This window comes from Myxococcus sp. CA023 (genome assembly GCF_010998615.1).
In the GTDB taxonomy this organism is placed as follows: Bacteria; Myxococcota; Myxococcia; order Myxococcales; family Myxococcaceae; genus Myxococcus.
Window position 1 is genome coordinate 1 of sequence record NZ_JAAEAH010000163.1, and the last position, 3,106, is coordinate 3,106.

A 3,106-nucleotide genomic window follows, 5' to 3' on the forward strand; every position below is an offset into this window, starting at 1 on the left:
GGAGGGTGCAGAGGGGCCGAGGAGGGCCGCTGACGGGGCCGCCCGAGTGATGCTCCCGTCCGGTGGACAGGCCGCTTGAGCCCCCTTGGGGTACACGCCGGCCCAGACCGCGCTCCCATCAGCTGCGTAGCAGGGGCCTGGACCTCTTGGCGCCTCTTGAGCCTCAACACCACGCGGCCTGGGGCGGCCCTCGTGCCGGGGCCAGGCTATCGGTCTGGTTGCCATAGCAGCGGATGTGCCACGCCCCCTGGAAGGGAAAACCCATGGATCGCCGTGGGTTACGAGATGCCCCAGGTTGTGGTGTCACGTGGGTCGGGAAGAATTACCGACACCCGACGAGGCCCTCGCGACTGCTTTCACTCCGCTGTCACGCGTTGATGGGAGACATTTTCCCAAGGCGGGGCACGTGGCTTCCCATTCCACACCGTGTGTGCGCGGCACGCGGATTGAAATCATGTTGGAGGCAAGGCAATTGAGTTCACACAACGGGCCCAGCAGACAGGGAGCCTGCGGATGAGGAAGGCAGCGGGGGCGGTGGTGGCGGCGTTCGCGTTGGGCACGGGGGTGATGACCTGGCTGGGTGTGGCCCTCTACGCGAGCAGCGCGCTGGTGAGCGGCAAGACGTCGGAGGAGACGACGCGGGGCATGGCGAACCAGTCCTGAGCCCCGCCTGGGGTGGAAGCATCCACCACGGCCGCGGACGGCGGGATGCGAGGGCTCGGCGCACGCCTCGCACTCCGCCCGCGGCCAGCGGCCATGGCGCGCCCTACCCGCCATGCGCCTCGCGCATGAGGCCCGGGTCCAGGCCGCGCGCTTCACCCCATGGGCCTCGCGCATCCTCACCGAGCAACCTCACGATGAGCGCCGCTCGGGAATGGACCGCGAAGCGCCGGTAAAGGGACTTCGTGTACTGATTCACCGTGAAACGGCTGATTCCGAGCCGGGCCGCGATTTGTTTGTCACCCAGGCCCGCAAGGACCAGCTCGAGCGTCTGTCGCTCACGCCGGGACAGTCGAGCCTCGTGGCCCACCGGCGAGGGTGGCCATGACGTGCCGAGCAGGGCTCCCCACTCGGTGTGGAACAGGTGGAGCAGCTCGCGATCCGCCTCATCGAAGGGCCGCCCGCTTCGTCCACGGTAGACGCCAATGCACTGCACCACGCCCGGCGGCGTGAACCAGCGAGTCGAATACACCGAGTCGTCGAGCGCGGCCGGGCGCAGATAGCGCTCGACGTAGGGCGCGCCCTCCCAGGCCCGGTCCCCCACAAGCTCCTGTCGCAGCGCGGTGACGACGTCGCCCGGCATCGCGGGACGAGACATCATCAAGCGGATGGCGGGGTTGACGTCGCTCCCCATCGTCCGGAGCGCATCGAGCGCGGGCCGCGCGCGGCCCTCCCATCCTTCCAGGACCATTGCCGTGAAGACGCCACGCCCGCCCTGTCTGACGTCGTGCTCCAGGACGCAGGCCCCCGCCTCGGCCCCCAGGATGCGAAACACGCCCGTAAGCAGATGCCGGGCGCGCTCCCCTCGTCCTTCCCGCTGCTCGCGCGACGCACGGACCAGGCGAACCAGGGCGTGAACCTGCGAGCTTCGGAGTCTGCCTTCGGCCATCGAATCCCCTATCGCCACCTAATGATAATTGCCTAGTTTTAGTGAATTTCAAGTTTACCTCGGCTCTGCCCAGATGGGCCCGCAGCATCCCACTGAAGGAGAGAGGCACATGAAAAGGCAGCTCAAGCAGGCGCTCCTCGCGACGGCGTTCACCCTTCCCCTGGCGGCGCTCGCCAGCTCCGTCCCCGCGAGCAGCGGCAGGCCCGCCATCTGGGGCGATGGTCCCTGCTTCTTGATGACCAACAGCACCATGTACAACAGCTGCTCGACGCGCCGGTCCTATGAGCTCCCGCTGCCGTTGAGCACCGCAGGTAGCAAGACGGTGCACGTCACCGCCTCTGGCGCCACGTCATCGAACAACGTGGGCTGCGCGGCGGTGGGGGTGAATCGCGAGGCCACCCTGATCTGGGGAGGGACGCGCAAGTGGCTCCCAGCCTTTGGCTCGGCACAAATCATCACCCTGACCGACGCCTATGTTCCCGTCGCGGGATTCCTCTACGTCGGCTGTCTGGTGGATCCGGGCGCGACCATCAACACCGTCGAGTACAACGGCTAACGCTCGCCGCACGAATCCATGATGGATGGAGCAGGGTCCCCGCGTACGCGTGGGGGCCCTGATTCAAAGACATGACACGACATGGACTGTGGCTTTGCGCGGTCATCCTTTCGGGAGCACTGTCCTACGGGGTGTCTCGCCTCACGCTCGACAACGCGACTCCGGCACGTGAGTCCGATGCGCACGCGACGGAGTTGCGGGCATTGAGGTCCCAGGTGCGCGAGCTCGAAGCCTCCGTCGAGTCCTCCGCGCGAGTGGCACACGAAGCACACCTGGCGGCGCAGGCGGCACGGGCCGCGAATCTACGCCCGGACGCCCCCGCCGCTCCAGCGGCTCCCTCCGCCCCCGCCCATCCCGCCGAGCCCGAGCAGGACACCGAGAGCGCGGCGGAGCGTCGCCAGGAGATGACACCCGAGGAGGCCGTCACGCGCCTGGATGCGCGATTCTTCGGCGAAGGGGTGGACCGGACCTGGAGCCATGAAGCCACGCAGCGCGCCGAGCGCCTCCGCACCCATCTCCCCCAGGGCGCGCGATTCCTGTCCATGGAGTGCCGCAGCTCCATGTGCCGCCTGGAGATGGTCCACGCCAACCTGGAGGCGTTCCAACACTTCATTCGCGATGGGCTCATCAACGACGCCACCTCCTGGGACGGGCCCTTCATGGCCGCCCTCAAGAGCCCTCCTGGCCGGCCGGGAGAAGTCGAGGCCGTCGCCTATCTGGCACGACCAGGAACCGACCTGGCGCCTTGAGGCAGGTCAACGCGAGCGGGCCCCTCCCTCACCTCGTGTCGAGCAGCGGCACGCATAAGAGGGATGGGGCCCCCTGTTGAGGGGGAGGGAGGGTGCAGAGGGGCCGAGGAGGGCCGCTGGCGGGGCCGCCCGAGTGATGCTCCCGTCCGGTGGACAGGCCGCTTGAGCCCCCTTGGGGTACACGCCTGCCCA

The 3,106-nt window shown here is 68.1% G+C and carries 4 protein-coding genes; 3 read left to right on the forward strand and 1 reads right to left on the reverse strand.

Annotation, left to right across the window (positions count from 1 at the left end; all coding sequences use genetic code 11):
• Positions 1 to 513: 513 nt before the first annotated feature.
• Entirely contained in the window at positions 514 to 663 is a 150-nt protein-coding gene (locus F8M74_RS36985) for a hypothetical protein (RefSeq protein WP_163884752.1), read from the forward strand.
• A gap of 103 nt (positions 664 to 766) precedes the next feature.
• On the opposite strand, the gene F8M74_RS36990 is transcribed toward F8M74_RS36985, so the two are convergent.
• Positions 767 to 1,609: a helix-turn-helix domain-containing protein gene (locus F8M74_RS36990; RefSeq protein WP_141259138.1), complete on the reverse strand. Its 843-nt coding sequence runs from the start codon at positions 1,607 to 1,609 to the stop codon at positions 767 to 769.
• A 109-nt stretch (positions 1,610 to 1,718) separates the two neighbouring features.
• Between F8M74_RS36990 and F8M74_RS36995 the strand changes: the two genes are divergently transcribed.
• Both F8M74_RS36995 and F8M74_RS37615 read left to right on the forward strand, forming a co-directional pair.
• The gene (locus F8M74_RS36995; RefSeq protein WP_141259139.1) at positions 1,719 to 2,165 is read left to right on the forward strand and encodes a hypothetical protein; all 447 of its coding nucleotides are present in this window, start codon (positions 1,719 to 1,721) and stop codon (positions 2,163 to 2,165) included.
• A 71-nt stretch (positions 2,166 to 2,236) separates the two neighbouring features.
• The gene (locus tag F8M74_RS37615) at positions 2,237 to 2,914 is read left to right on the forward strand and encodes a hypothetical protein (protein ID WP_194858743.1); all 678 of its coding nucleotides are present in this window, start codon (positions 2,237 to 2,239) and stop codon (positions 2,912 to 2,914) included.
• Positions 2,915 to 3,106 lie beyond the last annotated feature (192 nt).